The sequence below is a fragment of the Amycolatopsis sp. NPDC005961 genome, from assembly GCF_040629235.1.
Classification (GTDB): Bacteria; Actinomycetota; Actinomycetes; order Mycobacteriales; family Pseudonocardiaceae; genus Amycolatopsis; species Amycolatopsis camponoti.
Window position 1 is genome coordinate 1 of sequence record NZ_JBEXVF010000088.1, and the last position, 22659, is coordinate 22659.

General features: G+C 71.1%; 19 protein-coding genes and 1 rRNA gene. 9 read left to right on the top strand and 11 right to left on the bottom strand.

Going from position 1 to position 22659, the window contains the following annotated elements; translation table 11 throughout:
- The 4 genes from ABZ342_RS43125 to dnaE form a co-directional block, all read right to left on the bottom strand.
- Positions 1–72: ribosomal RNA gene (locus ABZ342_RS43125) — 16S ribosomal RNA — on the bottom strand; the annotation flags it as partial.
- A gap of 362 nt (positions 73–434) precedes the next feature.
- Positions 435–1628, bottom strand: coding sequence for a low temperature requirement protein A (locus ABZ342_RS43130; RefSeq protein WP_360486169.1), 1194 nt, complete (start codon positions 1626–1628; stop codon positions 435–437).
- Between the two features lie 420 nt (positions 1629–2048).
- A complete protein-coding gene (locus ABZ342_RS43135; RefSeq protein ID WP_360486172.1) occupies positions 2049–3530 on the bottom strand; it encodes an MFS transporter in 1482 nt (493 codons plus the stop codon).
- A 73-nt stretch (positions 3531–3603) separates the two neighbouring features.
- Entirely contained in the window at positions 3604–7188 is a 3585-nt protein-coding gene (gene dnaE, locus ABZ342_RS43140) for a DNA polymerase III subunit alpha (RefSeq protein WP_360486175.1), read from the bottom strand.
- A 356-nt stretch (positions 7189–7544) separates the two neighbouring features.
- Between dnaE and ABZ342_RS43145 the strand changes: the two genes are divergently transcribed.
- The 5 genes from ABZ342_RS43145 (at position 7545) to ABZ342_RS43165 (ending at position 13613) form a co-directional block, all read left to right on the top strand.
- Positions 7545–8192 carry a FadR/GntR family transcriptional regulator gene (locus ABZ342_RS43145; RefSeq protein ID WP_360486249.1) on the top strand — a complete coding sequence of 216 codons (648 nt, stop codon included), beginning with the start codon at positions 7545–7547 and terminating at the stop codon, positions 8190–8192.
- Entirely contained in the window at positions 8189–9610 is a 1422-nt protein-coding gene (locus ABZ342_RS43150; protein ID WP_360486178.1) for an amino acid permease, read from the top strand. Before ABZ342_RS43145 ends, ABZ342_RS43150 begins: the two co-directional genes overlap by 4 nt.
- On the top strand, positions 9607–10524 hold the full coding sequence (locus ABZ342_RS43155) for an asparaginase (protein WP_360486181.1): 918 nt from the start codon (positions 9607–9609) through the stop codon (positions 10522–10524). The genes ABZ342_RS43150 and ABZ342_RS43155 overlap by 4 nt, the downstream gene beginning before the upstream one ends.
- Entirely contained in the window at positions 10521–11912 is a 1392-nt protein-coding gene (aspA, locus tag ABZ342_RS43160; protein ID WP_360486184.1) for an aspartate ammonia-lyase, read from the top strand. The genes ABZ342_RS43155 and aspA overlap by 4 nt, the downstream gene beginning before the upstream one ends.
- Before the next feature lie 75 nt (positions 11913–11987).
- Positions 11988–13613, top strand: a complete 1626-nt coding sequence (locus tag ABZ342_RS43165; RefSeq protein WP_360486187.1) for a CocE/NonD family hydrolase — start codon at positions 11988–11990, stop codon at positions 13611–13613.
- Here ABZ342_RS43165 and ABZ342_RS43170 read toward each other — a convergent pair.
- Genes ABZ342_RS43170 through ABZ342_RS43180 form a run of 3 tightly spaced genes read right to left on the bottom strand, consistent with a single transcriptional unit; the run spans position 13588 to position 15690 of the window.
- Positions 13588–14754, bottom strand: a complete 1167-nt coding sequence (locus tag ABZ342_RS43170) for a hypothetical protein (protein ID WP_360486190.1) — start codon at positions 14752–14754, stop codon at positions 13588–13590. The genes ABZ342_RS43165 and ABZ342_RS43170 overlap by 26 nt on opposite strands.
- On the bottom strand, positions 14751–15254 hold the full coding sequence (locus ABZ342_RS43175; RefSeq protein WP_360486193.1) for a hypothetical protein: 504 nt from the start codon (positions 15252–15254) through the stop codon (positions 14751–14753). The genes ABZ342_RS43170 and ABZ342_RS43175 overlap by 4 nt, the downstream gene beginning before the upstream one ends.
- Before the next feature lie 13 nt (positions 15255–15267).
- Positions 15268–15690, bottom strand: coding sequence for a hypothetical protein (locus ABZ342_RS43180; RefSeq protein WP_360486196.1), 423 nt, complete (start codon positions 15688–15690; stop codon positions 15268–15270).
- 145 nt (positions 15691–15835) lie between these two features.
- Between ABZ342_RS43180 and ABZ342_RS43185 the strand changes: the two genes are divergently transcribed.
- Positions 15836–16549 carry a hypothetical protein gene (locus ABZ342_RS43185; protein WP_360486199.1) on the top strand — a complete coding sequence of 238 codons (714 nt, stop codon included), beginning with the start codon at positions 15836–15838 and terminating at the stop codon, positions 16547–16549.
- Positions 16550–16552: 3 nt separating this feature from the next.
- Here the strand turns inward: ABZ342_RS43185 and ABZ342_RS43190 are convergent, their stop codons facing one another.
- Both ABZ342_RS43190 and ABZ342_RS43195 read right to left on the bottom strand, forming a co-directional pair.
- Positions 16553–17305 carry a metallophosphoesterase gene (locus ABZ342_RS43190; protein ID WP_360486202.1) on the bottom strand — a complete coding sequence of 251 codons (753 nt, stop codon included), beginning with the start codon at positions 17303–17305 and terminating at the stop codon, positions 16553–16555.
- On the bottom strand, positions 17302–17931 hold the full coding sequence (locus ABZ342_RS43195) for a GntR family transcriptional regulator (RefSeq protein WP_360486205.1): 630 nt from the start codon (positions 17929–17931) through the stop codon (positions 17302–17304). The genes ABZ342_RS43190 and ABZ342_RS43195 overlap by 4 nt, the downstream gene beginning before the upstream one ends.
- Positions 17932–17977: 46 nt before the next feature.
- Between ABZ342_RS43195 and ABZ342_RS43200 the strand changes: the two genes are divergently transcribed.
- Positions 17978–19138 (top strand): aminotransferase class V-fold PLP-dependent enzyme, encoded by a 1161-nt coding sequence (locus tag ABZ342_RS43200; RefSeq protein WP_360486208.1) that lies wholly within the window; start codon positions 17978–17980, stop codon positions 19136–19138.
- On the opposite strand, the gene ABZ342_RS43205 is transcribed toward ABZ342_RS43200, so the two are convergent.
- The gene (locus ABZ342_RS43205) at positions 19135–20082 is read right to left on the bottom strand and encodes an SDR family NAD(P)-dependent oxidoreductase (RefSeq protein ID WP_360486211.1); all 948 of its coding nucleotides are present in this window, start codon (positions 20080–20082) and stop codon (positions 19135–19137) included. The two genes, ABZ342_RS43200 and ABZ342_RS43205, sit on opposite strands and share 4 nt — an antisense overlap.
- Positions 20083–20121: 39 nt before the next feature.
- Positions 20122–21258: an acyl-CoA dehydrogenase family protein gene (locus ABZ342_RS43210; RefSeq protein WP_360486214.1), complete on the bottom strand. Its 1137-nt coding sequence runs from the start codon at positions 21256–21258 to the stop codon at positions 20122–20124.
- A 31-nt stretch (positions 21259–21289) separates the two neighbouring features.
- Between ABZ342_RS43210 and ABZ342_RS43215 the strand changes: the two genes are divergently transcribed.
- Both ABZ342_RS43215 and ABZ342_RS43220 read left to right on the top strand, forming a co-directional pair.
- Positions 21290–22348 carry an AMP-binding protein gene (locus ABZ342_RS43215; protein WP_360486217.1) on the top strand — a complete coding sequence of 353 codons (1059 nt, stop codon included), beginning with the start codon at positions 21290–21292 and terminating at the stop codon, positions 22346–22348.
- Entirely contained in the window at positions 22318–22647 is a 330-nt protein-coding gene (locus ABZ342_RS43220) for a hypothetical protein (RefSeq protein WP_360486220.1), read from the top strand. The genes ABZ342_RS43215 and ABZ342_RS43220 overlap by 31 nt, the downstream gene beginning before the upstream one ends.
- Positions 22648–22659 lie beyond the last annotated feature (12 nt).

Below are 22659 nucleotides of genomic sequence, written 5' to 3' on the forward strand. Positions count from 1 at the left end.
TCAGCGTTCGACTTGCATGTGTTAAGCACGCCGCCAGCGTTCGTCCTGAGCCAGGATCAAACTCTCCAACAATGAACAGTTTAATCGAGGCAATTCAATGCTCTCAAAGGAACCTCATACGAGGTTCAATACATAAGCTCTACTGACTTAGTTCACTAGCACACTGTTGAGTTCTCAAGCAACACACTTCGAATCCACCCGCTTTGTCGGCGGCTGAAACTCTCGGCGATTGTTTCAAGCTTTGTTGTTCCGAGGCTAACACCTCGGTTCAGGACCACCCACTCTACCACCTTCGTGGGAGCTTGGTTCGTGGCCCCGGCGGCCGCCCGGTTTCCCTGGCGACTTGGAGAACTTTACATGCCCCGAAACGGCCTCGCACAGGGGGGTCCCCTTAATTCGCGCCAGGCCGCTGACCTGCGTCGATCTCCCGAAAACTACGGCTGAGGCTGCCCGTGCGTCGCGACGACCGTCAGCGCGACGAGCGCGGCCGCCAGCACCGCCGCGACGTGGATCGGCGCCGGCGTGAACGACGCGGCGACGACGAGCACCGCCGTCACCGGGAAGCCGATGGCGATCGGCCGGCACTCGTTGGTCGGGCCGATGTGCAGCAGCCACACGCTCAGCAGGAAGATCGCGACCGGCAGCGTGGTCGGCAGCGCCGCGGCCACCCCGCCGAGGTCGTGCAGCGTCCCCGTGTCGTAGGCGACCGCCACTTCGAGCCCCGCCCCCACCGCCGCGACGGACGCGAAGATGAAGTAGTGGCCGTATCCCCAGCTCATCGACGTGAACATGGTCGGCCGCCGCACGAGCCGCGCGTGGCCCGGCCGGTCGAAGTACAGCCACCACATGGAGAACACGAGCACCAGGCCGGCCGCGGCCAGCGAAACCAGCGCGCCGACGTGCCCGGGTTCGGCGGCGCCCTCCTTGATCGCGTTCGTCGCGCTGAGGATCACCTCGCCGAGGACGATCAGGGTGAACAGGCCGTACCGCTCGGCGATGTGGTGCGGGTGCCACGTGGTGCCGTGCCGGCTCTCCGCCCAGACCGGGACGGCCATCTCCAGCAGCGCGAACACGACGAAGGCGGCCAGCCGCACTCCCTCCGGCAGCCACAGGTAGGCGATCCACAGCACCTGGACCACCGCGATCCCGGTGGCGTAGCGCAGCGCGGCGGGCCGGCACCCCCGGTCCGACCGCGCGGCTCGCAGCCACTGGAACACCATCGCCAGCCGCATCAGGACGTATCCGATGACCATCAGCCGGAAGTCACCGTCGAACGCGCGCGGCACCGAGGCCGCGACGGTCAGCCCGCCGGCGATCTGCACAAGCGTGGCCAGCCGGTACGGGACGTCGTCGGTGTCGAACGCCGAGGCGAACCAGCTGAAGTTCAGCCAGCCCCACCAGACCGCGAAGAACACCGTGGCGAACGACGTGACGCCGTGGGCGGCGTGGCCCTCGGCCAGCGCGTGGTGCAGCGAAGTCGCGGCCTGGCCGACGGCGACGACGAAACAGAGGTCGAACAGCAGTTCCAAGGGGGTCGCGACGCGGTGGCTCTCACTGCGGTCGCGCGACCGCATCGGCCGGTACCACACCCGGAGCCGGCTCCCCGGTCGCAGCGGCTGCTCGGTCATCGAAGCTCCCGGTCTCGTGCCTGTCGGACGCGGTCATCCCAACATGATCACGAGCCGGGTGGAAGCCCGACACGAAGAACGGACGGGCCCGGTTCCCCCTCACCCGGGCCCGCCCGCTGCCGTCACGCGCCGGCGGCCGCCGATGGGCATCCCTTCCGCGAGTGCCGGGCGGTCCCCCGCGGACGCCGACAACTCACTGGATGGAAGGTGACCGAGTGTGTCCATTCCCTCGAACTCCGGACGCCTCGATCGCTCGTGCCGGTCACCCCATCCCCGGGTGGCCGACCGATTGCCACTGTCGGTAGCCGAAGCCGCGCAGTGAAGGCTCCATAAGATCTACCCGGTTGCTCTGCGTAGCACCAGTGTCTTTCCGTGCTCGTCACTCGTTTGGAGCATCGCAAATCTGCGGAAAGTAGTGTCTCAGCCCCGGTGGACGTCCGCGGCGGACGTCTCGGCCGCGCGAGCGGCGCGCTCGTCCTCGGAAAGCTGCGCACGGTGTCTCCGCGACCTCAGTTCGGCCACGGCGAGACCCAGCGCGCCGCACGTCACGACGGCCGCGCAGCACAGGGCGACGGTGAGCGCCACCTGGTAGTCCCCGGCCGCGACGACGACGGCACCGAACACCGACGCGAGCACGGCCGTGCCGATCGCGGTGCCGATCCGCTGCCCGGTCTGCAGCGCGCCACCCGCGACCCCGGCCATCCGGACCGGCACGCACTCCAGCGTCAACGTCGTGTTCGGCGAGATCACCATGCCGCCGCCCACGCCCGCGAACAGCAGTGGCAGCGCGAACGCCCACCCGGACGCCGACGGCGGGACGAGCTCGGCGAGCAGCGCGACGGCGAGCAGGCCCACGGCGACCATGGCCAGCCCGGTGACGGTCAGCCGCCGGCCGAGGGTCGGCACGAAGCGCCCGGCGACGGCCGCGGACACCGCCGAGCCGAGCGCGAACGGCGTCACGGACAGCCCGGACTGCAGCGGCGTGTAGCCGAGGCCCTGCTGGAAGAACATCGCGAAGACCAGCCAGATCCCGGCGAACCCGCAGAAGTAGAGCGCGCCGACCGCGGCACCGGAGGCGTACCCCGGCGTGCCGGTGAACAGCCGGGTGTCCAGCAGCGGCGTCCGGCCGCGCCGGACCACCGCGCGCTCCCAGCGCACGAACGCGAAGCCGAAGACCAGCGCGACGACGAACATCCACCACAGCCGTGCGGGCCCGCCGTCGTCGGATTCGATGACCGGGAGCAGCACCCCGAGCACCGCGACCGCGAGCAGCACGATGCCGAGGAAGTCGATCTCCGAGCGCACCCGGAACTGTTTCTTCTCGCTGCGCGGCAGCAGCCGCAGGGCCAGCGCGAACGCGACGACGCCGATCGGCACGTTGACGTAGAAGACCCAGCGCCAGCCGTCCTGGGTACCGAAGACCGCGAGGATCACGCCGCCGAGGATCGGGCCGACCGCCGTCGAGATCCCGACGACGGCGCCGAACATCCCGAACGCGCGGCCGCGCTCGGGGCCGCGGAAGAGGTCCTGGATCAGGCCGGTGTTCTGCGGGGTGAGCATGCCCGCGGCCACGCCCTGGGCGAGGCGCGCGATCACGACCGTCGTCTCGTTCGGGGCCGCGCCGGCCAGCGCGCTGGTGATGACGAACGCGGCGAGCGCGCCGAGGAACATGGTCCGGCGGCCGAACGCGTCGCCGAGGCGGCCGCCGGTGACGAGGACCAGCCCGAACGCCAGCGCGTACCCGGAGACGACCCAGCGGATCCCGCCGCTGCTCGCGTGCAACCCGGACTGCATCGACGGCAGCGCGACGTTGACGATGCTGACGTCGAGCAGGCCCATGAACCCGGCCGTCAGCGAGACGGCGAGCGCTTTCCAGCGGCGGGGATCGGGTTCGTAAGTCATCCTGCTCAGCAAACACGAAAGGCGGGATCCGCGCGCGCTGTCCGCCGCGGTCCCGCCCGTTTCGTGCCGGATCCTACGTCGAAGCCGTGATGCCCCGGATGCCCTTGAGCTCGCCGATCAGCATCGAGCTGACCTTCACCGGGTAGTCGTTGAGCGCGAACACCGTCTGGTTCCGCCCCACCAGCTTCAGGTGGACCATCGTTTCGCCCTTGTGGGCGAGCAGCGTGGAACGCAGCTCGCTCACCACCGACTGGTCGATCTTCTCCGCCGCGGCGAGCAGGACCAGCGGCGGTTCGTCGTCGCCGTTGCCCGTGCCGACCTCGGACAGGTCCAGCGTCGCGAGGCCGCCGCCGAAGATCGACATCTTGTCTTCGCGCCAGTTGACCCGGCCCTTGACCAGCACCGCGTTGTCTTCGATCAGCTCGCTCGAGAACAGCGCGTACGACTTCGGGAAGAAGAGCACTTCGAGGGACGCGTCCATGTCCTCGACCGTGCAGATCGCCCAGGGCTCGCCCTTCTTGTTGACCCGCCGCTCCAGCGACGTGATCAGTCCGGAGATGACGATCTCGCCTTCCCGCGGCGGATCGGCGAGGATCCCGGCGATCGGCTTCGGGGCGTGCTTGCGCAGGATCCGCTCGGCGCCGTCCAGCGGGTGCGCCGAGACGTACAGGCCGAGCATCTCGCGTTCGTAGGCGAGCAGCTGCTTGCGCGGGTACTCCTCGTCGCCGAACTTCAGGTGGGCGAGCGGCGACGACGACGGGGCCGCCTCGCCCTCGTCGCCACCGAAGCCGAACAGGTCGAACTGGCCCATCGCCTCCTGGCGCTTGAGCGGGACGACGGCTTCCACCGCGTCTTCGTGGACCTGGATCATCGACAGCCGCGTGTGCCCGAGCGAGTCGAACCCGCCCGCCTTGATCAGCGACTCGATGACCCGCTTGTTGCAGGCCACGAGCTCGGACTTGTCGAGGAAGTCGGTGAAGGACGCGTACTTGCCCTTCTCCTCGCGGGTCTTGATGACCGACTCGACGACGTTCGCGCCGACGTTGCGGACGGCGCCCATGCCGAAGCGGATGTCCTCCCCGACGGCCGCGAACCGCAGGGCGGACTCGTTGACGTCCGGCGGGAGCACCTTGATGCCGAGCCGGCGGCACTCCGACAGGTAGACCGCCGACTTGTCCTTGTTGTCACCGACCGAGGTGAGCAGGGCGGCCATGTACTCGGGCGTGAAGTTCGCCTTGAGGTACGCGGTCCAGTAGGAGATCAGGCCGTACGCGGCCGCGTGGCTCTTGTTGAACGCGTACCCGGCGAACGGGAGGATCGTGTCCCAGAGCGCCTTGACGGCCTCGGCGGAGAACCCGCCCGGGACCAGGTCACTGGCCTTCATCCCGGCCTCGAAACCCTCGTACTCGAGGTCGAGGACTTCCTTCTTCTTCTTGCCCATGGCGCGGCGGAGCACGTCCGCGCGCCCCATCGTGTACCCGGCCACCTTCTGGCCGATGTGCATGATCTGCTCTTGGTACACGATCAGGCCGTAGGTGTCGGCCAGGATCTCCCGCAGCGGCTCGTCGAGCTCCGGGTGGATCGGCTTGACCTTCTGCCGGTTGTTCTTGCGGTCGGCGTAGTCGTTGTGCGCGTTCATGCCCATCGGGCCGGGGCGGTAGAGCGCGCCGACCGCGACGATGTCGTCGAACACCGTGGGCTCCATGCGGCGCAGCAGGTCACGCATGGGCCCGCCGTCCAGCTGGAACACGCCGAGCGTGTCGCCGCGGGCGAGCAGCTTGTACGTCTCGGGGTCGTCGATCGCCAGGGTGTCGAGGTCGATGTCGATCCCGCGGTTGGCCTTGATGTTGTCGATCGCGTCGCCGATGACCGTCAGGTTCCGCAGGCCCAGGAAGTCCATCTTCAGCAGGCCGATGGCCTCGCACGACGGGTAGTCCCAGCCGGTGATGATCGAGCCGTCGTCACGCTGCCAGAGCGGGATCGCGTCGGTCAGCGGGTCGCACGACATGATGACCGCGCAGGCGTGCACGCCCGCGTTGCGGATCAGGCCCTCGAGACCGCGGGCGGTCTCGAAGATCGTCTTGCACTCTTCGTCGGTCTCGACCAGGGCGCGGACCTCGGCGGCCTCGCCGTAGCGCTCGTGCTTGTTGTCGACGATGCCCGAGAGCGGGATGTCCTTCGCCATGATCGGCGGCGGCAGCGCCTTGGAGATCTTGTCCGCGATCGCGTAGCCGGGCTGGCCGAAGTGGACGCGCGCGCTGTCCTTGATCGCGGCCTTGGTCTTGATGGTGCCGAAGGTGATGACCTGGGCGACCTTGTCGACGCCGTACTTGTCGGTCGCGTACCGGATCATCTCGCCGCGCCGGCGGTCGTCGAAGTCGATGTCGATGTCGGGCATCGAGACGCGCTCGGGGTTCAGGAACCGCTCGAACAGCAGCTTCTGCGGGATCGGGTCCAGGTTGGTGATACCGAGGACGTACGCGACCAGCGAGCCGGCGGCGGAACCACGGCCGGGACCGACGCGGATGCCGACCTTGCGGGCGTAGCTGATGAGGTCGGCGACGATCAGGAAGTAGGCCGGGAAGCCTTTCCCGATGATGACGTCGAGCTCCTTCTCGATGCGCTCGTGGTACCCCTCGGGCGGGCCGCCCGGGAAGCGCCACGCGAGGCCCTTCGCGACCTCTTCGCGCAGCCAGCCGCCCTGGTCGTAGCCCTCGGGCACCTCGAAGAACGGCAGCCGGTCCTTGTGCGCGTAGACGTCTTCGTAGGACTCGACGCGCTCGGCGATCATCAGCGTGGTGTCGGCCGCGCCGGGCACTTCCTTGTCCCAGTACTCGCGCATGTCGGCGGCGGACTTGAGGTAGTAGCCGTCGCCGTCGAACTTGAACCGGGTCGGGTCGTTGAGCGTCTTGCCGGCCTGGACGCACAGCAGCGCCGAGTGCGTGTCGGCCTGGTCCTTGGTGACGTAGTGCGAGTCGTTCGTGGCGATCGGCTTGAGGTCGAGCAGCCGGCCGACCTCGAGCAGGCCCTCGCGGACCGACCGCTCGATCGGCAGCCCGTGGTCCATCAGCTCGAGGAAGAAATTGTCGGCGCCGAAGATGTCCTTGTAGTCGGACGCGGCCTGGATCGCCGCTTCCTTCTGGCCCAGCCGCAGCCGGGTCTGCACCTCGCCCGACGGGCAGCCGGTGGTCGCGATGATCCCCGAGTGGTTCTCCGAGATCAGCTCGCGGTCCATCCGGGGCTTGCGGTAGTAGCCCTGCATGCTGGCCAGCGAGGACAGCTTGAACAGGTTCCGCAGCCCGGTGGCGTTCTGCGCGAGCATCGTCATGTGGGTGTACGCGCCGGCGCCCGAGACGTCGCCGCCCTCACCCAGCTCGTCCGAGCCGCGCTGGTTCGCCTGGCCCCAGAAGACCGGCTTCTTGTGGAAGCGGCTCTCCGGCGCGACGTACGCCTCGATGCCGATGATCGGCTTGAGGCCGTGCTTCTTCGCCTGCTGGTAGAACTCGTCGCCGCCGTACATGTTGCCGTGGTCGGTCATGCCGACCGCGGGCATGCCGAGGCGCGCCGCCTCCGCGAAGAGGGGAGCGATCTTCGCCGCACCGTCGAGCATCGAGTACTCGGTGTGGACGTGCAGGTGGACGAAGGAATCGTTCGACACCAGCGAAAACCTCCCCTAGGTGAATGGGACCGGCGCGCCCGGGTCCCTCACCCTAACCCGTGGCGCTCGCGGTCCCGACACGTGCTCGCCCGGTCGATTCTGCTCCTCGCGGGAGGTGTTCCGCCGCTGCGACGCGCCCCCTTTTCGGGCGGTGGTGATCACGGTGCGGCGGGCGGGCACGGGATGCTGTCGGGCGGTCACGCGGGGACGCCGACGGGGCGTCGCGCGGCCCGTGAGGTCGGCCACAGCCGCCCCGGCTCGCGTTGACAGCCACCCCTCCGGAACCGAGCATTCCCCACATGAACCTGTCTGACAGCCAGACAGCCGGACAAGGTGGTCCCCGGCGGGTCAGCGCCATGGAAGCCGTGCTGGCCCACCTGCGGCGGCTCATCGAACGCGGGGACTACCCGGTCGGTGCCAAGCTTCCCTCCGAAGCGTCCCTGAGCAGGGAGTTCGAGGTCAGCCGGTCGGTCATCCGGGAAGCGCTGCGCGGGCTGCAGGCCCTCGGCATGACCGAGTCCAAGACCGGCAAGGGCACCTTCGTCACCGCCGCCGGGCCCGCCGAGAACCCCACGTTCGGGCCCTACTCCGCGCGCGACCTCATCGAGGTGCGCCGGCACGTCGAGATCCCCGTCGCGGGCTATGCCGCGCTGAGACGCGACCAGGACCACCTCGACCTGCTCGGCCACCTCGTCGAGCGGATGGACGCCGAGACCGACAACACCGCCTGGGTCGCGCTCGACTCGCTCTTCCACATCACCATCGCCCAGGCCTCGGGCAACCCCGTCTTCGGGAAGGTGATCGAAGAGATCCGGGACGCGCTGGCCCGCCAGTCCGCCTTCCTCAACCAGCTCGGCGACCGGCGCCGGCAGTCGAACGTCGAGCACCGCGAGATCGTCAAGGCCATCGAGAGCGGTTCCGAAGAGCAAGCCGTCGAAGCCATGACCGCGCACCTCACGCACGTCGAAGCCACTCTCACCAGCATCGTGAACGGGGACCAGTGACCGAAAAGACCCTCACGGCCACTCCCGCGGACGCGGGGGACGCCGGCTACAACAAGGCCCTCAAGCCCCGGCACGTGAACATGATCGCGATCGGCGGGGCGATCGGCACCGGCCTCTTCCTCGGCGCCGGCGGACGCCTCGCGCAGGCCGGGCCGGCCCTCGCGATCGTCTACGCCGTCTGCGGCCTCTTCGCGTTCTTCGTCGTCCGCGCGCTCGGCGAGCTGATCCTGTACCGGCCGTCCAGCGGCGCCTTCGTCTCCTACGCCCGCGAGTTCATGGGCGAGAAGGGCGCCTACGTCGCCGGCTGGATGCACTTCCTCAACTGGTCGACCACCGGCATCGCCGACATCACGGCGATCGCGCTCTACGCGCACTTCTGGTCGTTCTTCTCCCCGGTCCCGCAGTGGGTCCTCGCGCTGATCGCCCTCGCCGTGGTCCTGACGCTCAACCTCGTCTCGGTGAAGCTGTTCGGCGAGATGGAGTTCTGGTTCGCCATCGTCAAGGTCGCCGCGCTCGTGCTGTTCATGGTGATCGGGATCTTCCTGCTGGTGACGCAGACACCGATCGACGGCGGCGTCCCCGGCCCGCAGCTGATCACCGAGCACGGCGGGATCTTCCCCACCGGGCTGCTGCCGATGGTCCTGATCGTGCAGGGCGTGGTGTTCGCCTACGCCTCGGTCGAGCTGGTCGGCGTCGCCGCCGGCGAGACCGAGCACCCGGAGAAGATCATGCCGAAGGCGATCAACTCCATCATGTGGCGGATCCTGGTCTTCTACGTCGGCTCGGTCGTCCTGCTGGCGATGCTGCTGCCGTGGAGCTCCTACACCAAGGACCAGAGCCCGTTCGTCACCGTGCTCTCGCACCTGGGCGTGCCCGCCGCCGACAGCGTGATGAACCTGGTCGTGCTCACCGCGGCGCTGTCCAGCCTGAACTCCGGCCTCTACTCGACCGGCCGGATCCTGCGGTCGATGGCGAAGGCGGGCTCGGCGCCGAAGTTCACCGGCGTGATGAACCGCAACCAGGTCCCCTACGGCGGGATCCTGCTCACGGCGTCGGTCTGCGTGCTGGGCGTCGGACTGAACTACCTGGTGCCGAAGGAAGCCTTCGACATCGTCCTCAACTTCGCCGCGATCGGCATCCTGGCGACGTGGGCGATCATCGTGGTCTGCCACCTGCTGTTCGTCCGCAAGACCCGGCGCGACGGGCTCGAGCGGCCCGCGTTCCGGCTGCCGTTCTCGCCGTACACCGAGATCGCGACGCTGGTGTTCCTCGCCGCGGTCGTCGTGCTGATGGGCTTCGACGAGACCGGCCGGATCACCCTGCTGGCCCTGCCCGTGATCGCCGTCGCGCTGGTCGTGGGCTGGTTCGCGGCTCGCAGGCGGATCGACATGCGCGCGTTCGACGAGGAGGGCCTGTGACCCACGAACCCCTGGTGGAGCTGGTCCGCGACGGCATGGTCGAGGGCGTGCACCACGGCTCCGCGATCGTGCTCGCCCCGGACGGCAGCACCCTCTTCGCCGCGGGCGACCCGGACGCGGCGATGTACCCGCGGTCGACGGCGAAACCCCTGCAGGCCACGGCGATGGCGCGGCTCGGGCTGCGCCTGTCCCCCGCCGGGTTCGCCATTGCGGCGGCCAGCCACTCCGGCGAGCCGCAGCACCTCGACGCCGCGCTCGACGTCCTCGGCGGCCGCTCCCCCGACGCGCTGGGCAACCCGGCCGACTTCCCGTACGACCCGGTCGAGCGCGACGCCTGGGTCGCGTCCGGGCGCGCGCCGAGCCGGCTCGCGCACAACTGCTCCGGCAAGCACGCGGCGATGCTCACGACGTGCGACCTGAACGGCTGGACCACCGACGGCTACCTCGACCCGGCCCACCCGCTGCAGCGCGCGATCGCCGCCACCGTCGAGGACCTGACCGGGCACGGCATCGAGCGGGTCGCGGTCGACGGCTGCGGCGCGCCGCTCTTCGCGACGACGTTGCGGGGGCTCGCCACCGCCGTGGCGAAGATCGCCACGGCCGCGCCCGGCACGCCGGACCACCTGGTCGCCGCCGGGATCCGGAAGCACCCCGAGCTGGTCGGCGGCAGCCGCCGCGACGTCACCGCCGTCATGCGCGCGGTGCCCGGGCTGATCGCGAAGGACGGCTTCGAAGCCGTCCAGGTCGCCGCGCTGCCGGACGGCACGGCGATCGCCTTCAAGATCGCCGACGGCGGTGACCGGGCGCGCTACCCGGTGCTGGCCGCGACGCTGAAGCTGTGCGGCGCCGACGTCCCGCCCGGCCCGGAAAACCTGCGATTCACCGGACACCTTCCCGTGGGGAGCCTGCGATGACCACCCGCCGCGAACACGACCTGCTCGGCGACAAGGACGTTCCCGCCGACGCCTACTGGGGCGTGCACACCGCCCGCGCCCGCGAGAACTTCCCCATCACCGGCACCACGATCGCCGCCTACCCGCACCTGATCGAGGCACTGGCCTCGGTCAAGGAGGCCGCTGCGCGCGCCAACGCCGAACTGGGGCTGCTGAAGCCCGAGATCGCCGCCGCGATCGGCGAAGCCTGCCGGGAAATCCGCGAAGGCGCGCTGCACACCGAGTTCGTCGTCGACGTCATCCAGGGCGGCGCCGGGACCTCGACCAACATGAACGCCAACGAGGTGATCGCGAACCGCGCCCTGGAGCTGCTCGGGCACGCGAAGGGCGACTACCACGTCGTGCACCCGAACGAGCACGTCAACCTCGGGCAGTCGACGAACGACGCCTACCCGACCGCGGTCAACGTCGCGACGATCCTCGCCGTCCGCGAGCTGGCCGCGTCGATGGTCGTGCTGGAGAAGGCGTTCGCCGCCAAGGCCGTCGAGTTCCACGACGTCCTGAAGATGGGCCGCACGCAGCTGCAGGACGCGGTCCCGATGACGCTCGGCCAGGAGTTCGGCACCTACGCGGTGATGCTCGGCGAGGACCGGCTGCGCCTCGGGGAAGCCGTCGCGCTGCTGCACGAGATCAACCTCGGCGCGACCGCGATCGGCACCGGCCTCAACGCCGCGCCGGGGTACGCCGAAGCCGCGTGCCGGCACTTGCGCGAGATCACCGGGCTGCCGGTCGTCACCGCGGCCGACCTGGTCGAGGCGACGCAGGACTGCGGCGCGTTCGTCCACCTGTCCGGCGTGCTCAAGCGGATCGCGGTCAAGCTCTCGAAGAGCTGCAACGACCTGCGGCTGCTGTCGTCGGGCCCGCGCGCCGGGCTCAACGAGATCAACCTGCCGCCGGTGCAGGCCGGGTCGTCGATCATGCCGGGCAAGATCAACCCGGTGATCCCCGAAGTGGTGAACCAGGTCGCGTTCGAGGTCATCGGCAACGACGTCACCGTGACGATGGCCGCCGAAGCCGGGCAGCTGCAGCTCAACGCGTTCGAGCCGATCATCCTGCACGCGCTGTCGGAGAGCATCACGCACCTGGGCGCGGCCTGCCGGACGCTGGCCTCGAAGTGCGTCGCGGGGATCACGGCGAACGTCGACGTCCTGCGCGGGTACGTCGAGAACTCGATCGGGCTCGTGACGGCGCTCAACCCGAGCATCGGGTACGCGGCCGCGACCGAGATCGCGAAGGAGGCGCTGGCGACCGGACGCGGCGTCGCCGAGCTGGTCGTCGAGAAAGGCCTGATCCCGGCCGAGGAGCTGGCCAGGCTGCTGCGGCCGGAGACGCTCGCCCGGGTCCGCTGACGACGGCGGGTGGGCCCGGCAGGCGGTATCGTCGGATCCGGAAGGCAGTACTCCACTTCGGAAGGCTGGGCGCCCGTGCTGGACCGACTTGTCGACAAGATGCTCGGACTCCCCCGCGCCGAAGGTCCGGCGCCGGTCGTGACGCGCGACCTCGCTGTGCCGATGCCCGACGGCGTCACGCTGCTCGCCGACCGGTACGCCCCGGCCGGGACGACGTCGGCGCCGGTCGTGCTGATCCGCACGCCGTACGGGCGCAAGGGCATCCTCTCGAAGCTCTTCGGCGACACGTTCGCCCGGCACGGCCTGCAGACGGTCATCCAGAGCACCCGCGGCTCGTTCGGCTCCGGCGGCGAGTTCCGGCCGTTCCACCTGGAGCGCGAGGACGGCGTCGCGACCGCCGAGTGGCTGCGCGCGCAGCCGTGGTGCGACGGGACCCTCGGCATGGCGGGCGCCAGCTACCTCGGGCACACGCAGTGGGCGGTCGGGCCGTACCTCGAACCTCCCCTCAAGGCGATGTGCCTGGGCGTCACGGCGTCGGAATTCGTTTCGACGTTCTACCCGGGCGGCGTGCTCGCGGCGGACAACATGGTGTCGTGGTCGGCGATGATCGGCCGGCAGGAAGAGCGCTTCGCGGCCCTGCCGAACCCCTTGCAGAAGCGCAAGACGCGCAAGGCGATGTCGTTCCTGCCGCTGAGCCGTGCCGACGTCGCGGCGATCGGGAAGCCGGTGCAGTTCCTCCAGGACATCACCGAGCACTTCGTGCCGGACGACGACTACTGGGCGATGTCCGACCACAGCGCCGAAGTCGCGAAGCTCGACGTCCCGGTGTCGATGGTCACCGGCTGGTACGACCTGTTCATCGGCTCGCAGCTGCGCGACTTCCGGACCCTCGCCGAGGCGGGCAAGGCGCCGCGGCTGACGATCGGGCCGTGGGCGCACGGCGAGCCCGGCAGCATGGGCCCGATGATCCGGGACCAGCTCGGCTTCCTGCGCGCGCACCTGCTCGGCGACCGGACGTTCCTGCAGCGCGCGCCGGTCCGGCTGTTCCTGCAGGGTGCCGGCACCTGGCTGGACTTCGAGTCGTGGCCGCCGCCGTCGACGGCGATCGCGTCCCACCTGCGGCCGATCGGCGGGCTCGGCGAAGCGGCCGGCGCCGAGGCGCTGCCGACGACGTTCACCTACGACCCGGCCGACCCGACGCCGGCGGTCGGTGGTCCGCTGCTGACCGGCGAGTGGAAGCAACGCGACAACCAGGAGGTCGAGGCGCGCCCGGACGTCCTGGTGTTCACCGGCGAGCCGCTGCCGTCGGACCTGGACGTCATCGGCGAGGTTTCGGCGACCGTCCACGTGCGCACGGAGCTCGGGCACGCGGACGTCTACGTCCGGCTGTGCGACGTCGACGCAAACGGGGTGTCCCGCAACGTGACCGACGGGATCCTCCGGCTGCGGCCCGGGTTCCCGGAGTCGGACGCGGACGGCGTGGTGACGGCGGAGGTCACGCTCGACCCGACGGCTTACCGCTTCCGCCGCGGGCACCGGCTGCGCGTCCAGGTGGCGGGCGGGGCGTTCCCGCGGTTCGCGCGCAACCACGGGACCGACGAGCCGGTGACGTCGGCGATCACCGGGAAGCCGAACCGGTTCGAGGTGTTCCACGACGCGGCCCGGCCGTCGAAGATCACGCTGCCGGTGTTCGGCGGCTGACGAGGCGCGCCCACGGACGGCGAAGCAGCGGCCACGCGGCGAGGAAGAGGGCGGCCGCCGTCCAGACCGGCCACCCGGCGGCCGCCCAGAGCCCGAGCGCGCGCGGGGTGCCGGATTCGCCGAGCTGCAGCCAGACGGCGTTGGCGGCGAGCAGCAGCCAGCCGAGCTGGACCAGCCAGCCGAGCGGGTAGCACGCGATCGCGGCCAGTGCGGTGGCCCGCGGGCCCGCGTCGAGCAGGCGCCGGCGCAGGGCCATCGGCGGGTGGGTGAGCGGCGCCGTCACCCGCCGGGGTTTCGCCGCGCCGAGCCGGGTGGCCGCGGCGGCGCCGGCGACGTGATCGGCGGCGAACTCGGCGCTCCACGCCCCGGCGACGGGCAGGGTGACGGCGGCCAGCAGCGTCCCGAGCGCGCTGAGCAGCATCAGGCCGAGGCCGGCGAGAAGGTCTGGGGTGGCGTACGCGGCCCCGTCGAGGACGTCGGCGAACCACACGGCCCCGACGGGAACCACGGCCGTCCAGACGAAGAGGCCGAACCAGTGCCGGACGACGAAGGCCAGCGGGCTGGTGGCGCCGGCGAGCAGGGTGTCGCCCTGCCGGCAGTGCGCGAGTTCGTGCCGCACAACGGCTTCGGCGGCAGCGCGGTCCCGCCGCCAGAGCACGACGAGCGGCGCGAAGACGGCGAGCCGCGGCCGGCGCGGACGGCGGAGGTAGGCGAAGGCGAGCAGATCGGTACGCCGGAGGTTGGCCCGCACCTCGACAGCCGGCAGCCGGGCCCGGGCGTACGCGGCGATGGCGGCGAGGGTGGGGGTACGGAGATCGTCGCCGAGGCGGTACCGGCGTTCGACGAGCCGCCCCCGCACGCCCGCCCCGGCCACGGTCACGACGGCGGCGAGCACGACGAAGGCGGGCACGAGATCGACCAGCCCGGCCACCCGGAGGAGATCGCTGCCGGGGACGGTGGCCGCCGGGTTCGGGGTGGCGCCGAGGAGGTCGAGGACGGTGTCCCGCCAGCCGGGGAACCGGTGCGGTGCGGTCCAGCAGACGGCGGTGAGGAACCAGAAGAGCAACCAGGGCGGCGCCGGGGAGAGCGGCGGTTGCGGGCCGCTTGGGCAAGCGCCCTCCGGTGCCCCGGCCGCCGTCACCGCTTCCGCTCCTCCGGGGGCGCCGCCGCCAGAAAGGCCCTCGTGCCCGCGCCGTCCTTGATCAGGGCTCGGACTATGCGGAACGTCAGCACTTCGCTCTCGATCGGCGGTACCCCCGCTGCCGTGAGCTCCGCGCTGATCGCGTCGATCAGCCGGCTCAGCTCCGGCAGCTGCGGCTCCTCGGGCGCCGCCTTCGCGCGGCGTCGGTCCCACAAGTCGCCCAGGTTCTTGAGCAGCGACGAGACGCTGCTCAGGTTGCCGCCCAACGCCGCCCAGATCGCCGGGCCCGCCAGTGACACCGCCACCAGCACGTGCGGGAACAGCACGATCGGCGCGGTCACGTCGAAGCCGCCCGGCGCCGAGTCCGTGCGGGTGAACAGTTCCCGCCGGGACGCACCGCCCGCCACGTACGCCACCGTCAGCGACGGCACCAGCTCCGCCTCGTCCGGCGTCACCCCCTCCGCCAAGCGCACCGCCCAGCCGACGACCTCGTCGCTCACCCGCTCTTCCCTCCTATGCGAACGCCTCGTGGAACTCCACCGCGTACGGGCCGGGCACGAACGCGCCCCCGAGGCCCAGCTCGACCACCACCGTCACGCCCGGGGCGACGGCGGACTCCGTCCGGCCGACCAGATTCGCGACCTGCCGCCCGCCGACGGACAACGTCAGCCGGAACAACCCCGTCCGGGCCCGGCCCGCCTGGTTCGTCACCGTGATCTCACCGGTGAAGAACCCGGTGCCGTCGTCCCCCACCCGGGCACCGCTCAGCTCCCATTCCCGGTCGATCCCCCGCGCCGGGACGGCCGCCAGGGAAGGCACTTCGGGCGGGCTCACCGGCGCTTCCGGCCGGCTCAGGTGGAGCGCGAACCCGAGCAGCAGGGTGACCGCGACCACCCCGAGGGCGCGGAACCCCGCGCGGCGGACGACGCCCGGCACCCGATCCTCCACTGTGGACGGACGCCCGGGGCGGGCGTCCGTCCGGGAGTCGCGCTCACGGACGAAGCCGTTACAAACCGGTCGTAACGTCTCCCCGGCCGCCACCGACCTACGCCGTGATACGCCGCCGAGGTCAGGATTTCCCTTGATCAGCAACCGAAAGATCCTCACCGTGCTGGCCGCGGGGCTGTTGCTCACCACCGGCTGCGACAGCGTCCGGCAGGTCGCGAGCCCGGCCGCGGTGTCGACGACCGGCACGCCGACGACGACCGAGACGCCGACAGACACCCCCACGACCACCGAAACGACCGCTGAAACAACCTCCGAGGAAACCACGACCGAGGAAGAAACCTCGACGACCGAGACCGAGGAAGCGAGCCGGAGCACCACCGGCTCCTACGACGTCACGATCTCCGGCTCGGTCTCGGGCCACTCGTTCCGCCGGTCGGCCACCCTGCGCATCGTCGAGACGATCTCCTCGACCGGCAGCACGAACGACGTCAACCCGGTCGACGTGTGCCTGGCTTCCGGCAACCCCGCCGCCCAGCCCCAGCCGGGCGCGATCCGGTTCGGCTCCAACTCCGGCTGCCTCTCCGGTACCGGCGCCGCGGACCTCGACCTGGCGAGCGTCGACGCGGACGGCGGCACGATCGACGTCGAACCCGTGGAGAGCATGGCCGCCACCGGCGGCAACCTCTTCACAGCGTCGACGAGCATCGCGGCCTGCCCGTACTACCCGGTGTCGGGGCGGCTGCGCGTGACGGTCGACGGCGGCGACGTCTCCGGGAGCGTCGAATTCACCGGCTACGGCGGCGCCTTCTGCCCCAGCACCGTCTACGACGCGAAGATCTCCGGCTGAGCCTCAGCCGCCGACGACGCGGTGGTGGCTGGTGACCCGGCCGTCGTCGTGCAGGACGTGCAGCAGCAGCGACGGCGGCCGCTCGTAGTCCAGCGGTCCCCCTTCGTCCCAGCCTCGCCCGGCACCGGGCTCGACCGGCAGCAGCGACTGCGAAACCACGCCGGGCGCGATCCGCAGCGGCAAGCCCGCGAACGTCGTCGACGCGCCCGTGTGCACGTGGCCGGCCAGCAGCGCCACCACGCGCGGGTGGCGGGCCAGCACCGCCGCCAGGCGGTCCTCCCCCGACTGGCGGATCGCGTCCACCAGCGGCACCCCCACTTCGACCGGCGGGTGGTGGAACGCCACGAACGCCGGGCCGTCGCCGCCGGCGAGGACGTCGTCGAGCCAAGACAGGCTGGAGTCGGCGAGGAAACCCGCGCCGCTGCCGGGAATCGTCGAATCGCACAGCGCGAACAGGACGCCGTCGACCTCCCGGGCGACGTCGATCGGGTCGTCGGAAGCCGGCAGCCCCAGCAGCCCGGTGCGGAACGCCGCCCGGACGTCGTGGTTGCCCGGGCACACCAGCACCGGCGCCGGGTGCTCCAGCAGCTCGGCGGCGCGCGCGTACTCCGACGCCGCGCCGTGGTCGGCGATGTCGCCGGTGACGACCACCGCGTCGACCGCCAGCCCGCCGAGGTACGCCATCACGGCGGCGACGCGATCCTCGGCCCGCGGTCCGTCGTCCAGGTGCAGGTCGCTCAGGTGCGCGATGATCATCTTTCGTCCTTCCCCAGGTACGCCAGTGCTTTCACCCAGTTGCGGACGAGCACCGCGGACGCCGTCGGCAGGTCGCCGTCGCGCAGGGCGGCGGCGATCCGGCGGTGCTCGCCGATGCTCTCCTCCGCGCGGCCGGCCCCGCCGAAGTAGCACGATTCGTACCGCTTGAGCAGCGGCTTGGTCTGCTCGATCAGCCGCAGCAGGTGCGGGTTCGGGCAGCGCGACAGCAGCAGCGCGTGCCACCGTTCGTCCACTTCGGACAGATCGCCGTCCGCCAGTGCCGCGGTCATCTCGTCGGCGACGGCGTCGAGCGCGTCCGGCAGGCCGGCCAGCTCCAGCGGCGACGTCCAGCGCAGGGCGAGCGCTTCGAGCTCGGCCACGAGCGGGTAGAGGCGGCGAGCCTCGTCGACGTCGAACGGCGGCACCAGGAACCCCCGCCCGGGCGCGGAGACGAGCAGGCCGCGGTCGGCGAGGCCGATCAGCGCCTCCCGCAGCGGGGTCCGGCTGACGCCCAGCTCGCGCGCCAGGTGGACCTCGTTGACGCGGGCGCCGGCGGGGAGGCGGCCGTCCAGCACGCGGGCGGTGATCTCCTCGATGAGGTCGCTGCGCAGCGGGGTGCGGGCCATGGCGGCCAGTATTGCATACAGAAGGTCGCTACTGTATTCAGTTCACATGACCTTCGACGTCGACCGCGCCCGCCGTGACACGCCCGGCTGCGCCGAAGTGGTCCATTTCAACAACGCCGGTTCCGCGCTCCCGCCGGCCGTCGTGACCGACACCGTCGTCGAGTACCTGCGCCACGAAGCGCTGGTCGGCGGGTACGAAGCGGCCGCCGAGGCGCAGGATCGGCTCGACGCGGTGTACGCGTCGGCGGCGCGGCTCGTCGGCGGCGAGCCCGACGACATCGCCCTGACCGACAACGCGACCCGCTCGTGGCAGGCGGTGTTCTACGCGCTGCCGTTCGGGACCGGTGACCGGATCCTCACCTCGCGCGCGGAGTACGCCAGCAACGCCATCGCGTTCCTGCAGGTCGCCAAGCGCACCGGCGCGGTCGTGGAGGTGATCGGCGACGACGAGTCGGGGCAGCTGGACGTCGAGGAGCTGCGGCGGCGCGTCGACGGCGACGTCAAGCTGATCGCCGTCAGCCACGTGCCGACCCAGGGCGGCCTGGTCAACCCGGCCGAGGAGATCGGTGCGGTCGCCGAAGCCGCCGGGATCCCGTTCCTGCTCGACGCGTGCCAGTCGGCCGGCCAGGTCGACCTCGACGTCACGCGCCTCAAGTGCGACGCGCTGTCGACGACCGGCCGCAAGTACCTGCGCGGCCCGCGCGGCACCGGGTTCCTGTACGTGCACCCGCGGCTGCGCGAACGGCTGGAGCCCGCGATGCTCGACCTGCACTCGGCGACCTGGGAGTCGCCAACGGAGTACGTCGTCGACCCGACCGCCAAGCGCTTCGAGGTGTGGGAACGCGACTTCGCGGCGGTGTTCGGCCTCGGCGCGGCGATCGACTACGCGCTCGGCTGGGGCCTGCCGGCCATCGAAACGCGCGTCGCGTCGCTGGCGGCCACCCTGCGCACCCGGCTCGCCGACGCCGGGGCGCGCGTGCACGACGCCGGCGCCCGCAAGTGCGGCATCGTCACCTTCAGCGTCGACGGCACCCCTGCCGCGGAGGTCAAGGCCCGGCTGGCCGAGGCGAACATCAACACCTCGATCTCGTCGCGGACGTCGGCGCAGTTCGACTTCACCGCGCGCGACCTGCCGGACATGGTCCGGGCGTCGGTGCACTACTACAACACCGAGGACGAGATCGACCTGCTGGTGGCGAAGCTCTAGAACGCGTCGACGCCGGTCAGCTCGGCCGACGCCGTCCACAGCCGCTCGGCCTGCGCCGGGTCGATCGCGTAGTCCTTGACACCCGTGCGGCCGCCGTCGGCGGGAGCGGGCTCGGCGATGTCGCAGTCCTCGAGGTAGACGCCACCGAGACCGTCGAGCTGCGGGGACGTCGCCGCCCAGACCTGGGTCGCGGCGCCCTGCTCCGGCGTCTTCGCGCCGCCGGTGACCTGCCCGGACTCGTCGACCATGCCGGCGTCGACCAGCTCCTGGCGGTCGAGGTGGCGCACCAGGTCGGTGAGGATCCGGCCCGGGTGCAGGGCGAACGCGCGGACGCCGTGGTCGCGCGCCAGCTTGTCAAGGTGGACGGCGAAGAGGACGTTCGCCGTCTTGGCCTGGCCGTAGGCGAGCCACTTGTCGTAGCCCTGCCGGAAGTCGAGGTCGTCGAAGCGGACCGGGCCGTAGTGGTGGCCGCGCGACGACACCGAAACGACGCGGGCGCCGGTGGTGAACGCGGACCGAAGCCGGTTCACCAAGGCGAAGTGGCCCAGGTGGTTGGTCGCGAACTGCGCTTCCCAGCCCGGTCCGACGCGGGTCTCCGGCAGCGCCATGATCCCGGCGCTGCCGATGAAGACGTCGATCCCGCGCCCCGAGGCGAGGAACCGCTCCGCGAACGCGCGGACGCTGTCGAGATCACCGAGGTCCAGCTCGTCGATCTCGACGTTTTCGAAGCCCCGTAAGGCTTCTTCGGCCGTGGCGCGGCGGCGGGCCGGGACCACGACGTGCGCGCCCGCGGCGGTCAGCGCCCGCGTCGTCTCCAGGCCGATGCCCGAGTAGCCGCCGGTGACGATCGCGAGCTTGCCGGTCAGGTCGATCCCAGCCACGACCTCGGCCGCCGTGGTGGTGGCGCCGAAACCCGAGCCGATCTTGTGCTGTGCGGTGGTCATGCCGTCACGCTAAGTCCTGGAGTGGACTCCAGCGCAAGTTCAGTCCTTGAGCAGCTGCCGCGCGATGACGAGCTTCTGGATCTCGCTGGTGCCCTCGTAGATCCGGAACAGGCGCGCGTCGCGGTAGATCCGCTCGACCGTGACACCCCGGACGTACCCCATGCCGCCGTGCACCTGGACCGCGCGGTCGGCGACGCGGCCGAGCATCTCGGTGCAGAACAGCTTCGCCGACGACGGCCCGAGCTTCCGGTCCTCGCCCGAGTCGTACTTCGCGGCGGCTTCGTGCACCATCGCGCGGCCGGCCGCCAGCTCGGCGTGCGACTCCGCCAGCAGGGCCTGCACGAGCTGGTACTCGCCGATCACCCGGCCACCCTGACGTGCCGTCCGCGCGTACTCGACGGCTTCGGACAGCGCGCGTTCGGCCATGCCGACGCACAGGGCCGCGATGTGCAGCCGGCCGCGGGCGAGCGAGGCCATCGCGATGCCGAAGCCCTTGCCCTCCTCGCCGACCAGCGCGTCGGCGGACACCTCGACGTCGTCGAAGACCACCTCCGACGTCCACGCGCCGGCCTGGCCCATCTTGGCGTCGTGCGGGCCGACGGTGACGCCGGGCGCGCCCGCGGGCACCAGGAAGGCCGAGATGCCCCGGCTGCCCGTGCTGTCGAGGTCCGTGCGCGCGAACGCGACGAAGACCTCGGCCAGGGGCGCGTTGGTGATGAACCGCTTGGTGCCGGACAGCCGGTAGCGGTCGCCGTCGCGGACCGCGCGGCTGGTCAGCCCGCCGGGGTCCGAACCGGCTTCGGCCTCGGTGAGCGCGAACGACGCGATCGCCTGTCCCGCGGCCAGCCGCGGCAGCCAGCGGGTGCGCTGGTCCGGCGTCCCGTAGTGGACGATCGCCTGGCCGGCGATGCCGTTGTTGGTGCCGAACAGCGACCGGAACGCGGGCGTCGTGTGGCCGAGCTCGATGGCGAGCCGGACGTCTTCGGCCATGCCGAGGCCGAGGCCGCCGTACTCCTCCGGCAGCGCCCAGCCGAACAGGCCCAGCTCGGCGGCCTTCTCCCGGATCTCCGCCGGGATCTCGTCGCGCTCGTCGATCTCCGCCTCACGCGGCACGACCTCCTTGCGCACGAAGTCCCGCACCGCACCGAGCACCTGCCCGAAAAGCTCCGCGTCCATGCGTCGCACCGTACCCGGTAGCGTGCGGTGCGTGAGCACCTTCTTCGACGTGGCAGAGCAGCACCCGGACCGCCTCGCGGTGCTCGCGCCCGACGGGACGGCCGCGACGTTCGGCGAGCTGGCCGCGCGGGCGAACCGGCTGACGCACGCGCTGCGCCGGCTGGGGCTCGGGGAGGGCGACGGCGTCGTCGCGATCGTCCACAACGGACTCCCCTACTTCGAGCTGCTGTTCGCCACGCTGCAGGCCGGGATGTACTTCACCCCGGTCAACTACCGGTCGTCACCCGCCGAAATCGCCTACGTGGTCGAGAACAGCGGCGCGCGGGTGGTCGTCGCCGACGCGGACATCGCGCGCGGCTGCGACCTCGACGTGCCCCGCTTCTCGGTCGGCGCGACCGAGGGCTGGGGCGACTACGCGTCGTGGGGCGAGGACGAGCCGTCCACCGCGCCGCAGCCGCGGACCGCCGGCCAGACGATGCTCTACACCTCGGGCACCACCGGGCGGCCCAAGGGCGTCCGGCGCGCGTTGAGCGGGAAGCCGCCGTCCCTGCACCCGATCCACCGCGACCTGATGGCGATGTTCGGCGTCGAGCCGGGACCGGGTGTGCACCTGGTCGCGTGCCCGCTCTACCACGCCGCGCCGGGGTCGTTCGCGGTCAACGCGATGCACCTCGGGCACAGCGCGGTGCTGATGGACCGCTTCGACGCCGAGGAGACGCTCCGGCTAGTCGAAGAGCACCAGGTCACCGATACCCACCTGGTGCCGACCATGTTCCACCGGATGCTGCGCCTGCCCGAGGACGTCCGTGCGCGGTACGACCTGTCGAGCCTGGTGAGCGTGATCCACGGCGCAGCGCCCTGCCCGCGCGAGGTCAAGGAGCGGATGATCGGCTGGCTCGGCACGGTGCGGAGCTGCCGGACGGCGAGCCGGGCACGATCTGGTTCAGCTCCGCCCACACCGCGATCGACTACCTCGGCGACCCCGGGAAGACCGCGGCCGCCCGGTCCGGGGAGTTCATCACCGTCGGCGACTTCGGGTACCGCGACGCCGCCGGCCGGGTGTTCCTGCTCGACCGGCGGACCGACCTGATCCTGTCGGGCGGGGTCAACATCTACCCGGCCGAGATCGAGGCACGGCTGCTGAGCCACCCCGACGTCGCCGACGCGGCGGTGATCGGCGAGCCGGACGAAGAGTGGGGCCAGCGGGTCGTCGCCGTCGTCGAGCCGGTGCCCGGGGTGGCCGGCGACGACGCGCTGGCCGCGCGGCTGGCCGAGCACTGCCGGGCGGAGCTGGCCGGGTTCAAGACCCCGAAGCGGTTCGACTTCACCGATCGCCTGCCGCGCACCGAATCGGGCAAGATGATGCGGCGCACCCTGCGCAAGACTTGAGGGGGAACTGCC